Genomic DNA, 1,450 nt, shown 5'->3' with positions numbered 1-1,450 from the left:
CGGACCGAGACGGCCAGCGCTATCCGCCGATTGAATATTGCCTTCACGCTGAACGGCTTTGGCGCAAATGAGGAGCTGGAAAGCCTCCTGTTCGCCGGTCGGGACGTGACACCGGAACCCAAGCTTCGGGCAAACGAAGTTGGTGTGATCGAGGGCACGTTCCAGATCCCTGAGAATGTGCCGCCGGGTGGCCATGCAGTCGACGCAAAGGGTGCAGCCGGCTCTTTTGCCGGGGCGACCTATGCAGCGTCTCTGACAATCACAACGGAACTGATGCGACAGGTGAACCTTGTCACGGTTTCCGCGCCGCCGCCGCAGATCATCAACGTCACCAATGTGACCAACAACGTCACGAACGTTACGAATGTCAGTGTTCGCGGCGGCAATACCGGCACGGGCCAGTCAGATGGTCGCGCAGCTCGCCAAGGTGACCCGATCGCCTGGGTCTTCCCGCCAGAAGAGGACGGCTACAATCTGGGTCTGGATTTCTACATGGGCGCTGTCGGCGACCCAAATAATCCGATCGTCCTTCAGTTGGCGGGCGTCCTCAATGGTTACCCGACCAATGAGGTGGTTGCAGACGTTCTGATCCCGATGCATGGGGTGGAAGCAGGCGATCTGATCCAGGCACGCTGGCGCGCCCCGGTACCCGTTAGCGCCGCCAAGCGGATGTCCTATGTCTGGATGACCCGGGACGGTGAACACGCCATCCAGATCGCGAAGCAGGGCGATGTGGATCCGGTCAGCCAACAGCGGATTGGCGGGACACCCTATCCGGAGGGGTCGTTCTTCTCGGGTGCAAACCGCTCCACATGGGACTATCACGCCAACATCTCTCCGCGGGTCAAGGTTATCTCGGCCAACTTCACCGAGACGACGCGCCGGGTTGAACTCTGGCGCGGGGCGCTTGAAGCGATTTCCGATCTGGTTGTTCAGGGTAGTGACCAGGTGCCGCTTGGCACAAATGTTCGCCTTGAACTGAAGCGGGCCAATGGCTCTGTCCAGATCCTGCAGGCAAACCAGCCGATCGAGTTCGCCGAATATGTTTCCGAAGAAGTGGTTCTCGAAGCGGTCCTGACCGGGACACCAACCCAAAGCCCGATGATGTTTGCAAAGCAGCTGATCGGCGGACGGCTTCAGGAGAATGCCACCTATGTGTCGCGGATCTTTCCCATGGACGGGGAGATTTTCGTGCGCGGACTGTTCAAGCGGTTCACGCCTGCCGGATCCTCGGTTCTGCTGGAGGCCGACAAGGCAGATGGCGTGTTCGAAGCAGCTAACCCCATAGCGAACCGAACCCTTGGCGAGAACTGGATAGAGACTACCAATGAGCTGCGCCCTTTTAGCGCGCCTCATGGTGGGCGCATCCGGATCACTCTGCAAGGAACACCGGCCGCCCGGCCATCCGTTGCCGAACTTCGCGCCTATCCACTTTGAGGTGAAAGATGGT

1 pseudogene is annotated in these 1,450 nt (G+C 59.7%); it reads left to right on the top strand.

The features are described 5' to 3' along the window. Window positions 1-1,437 (top strand): annotated as a pseudogene (locus F0155_RS23085) (DUF4815 domain-containing protein); the annotation flags it as partial. Between the last annotated feature and the right edge of the window lie 13 nt (window positions 1,438-1,450).

The organism is Roseibium sediminis (genome assembly GCF_008711325.1).
Classification (GTDB): Bacteria; Pseudomonadota; Alphaproteobacteria; order Rhizobiales; family Stappiaceae; genus Roseibium; species Roseibium sediminis.
Note: the sequence above shows the minus strand (reverse complement) of the source record. Positions and strands in the feature narration are given on the sequence as shown.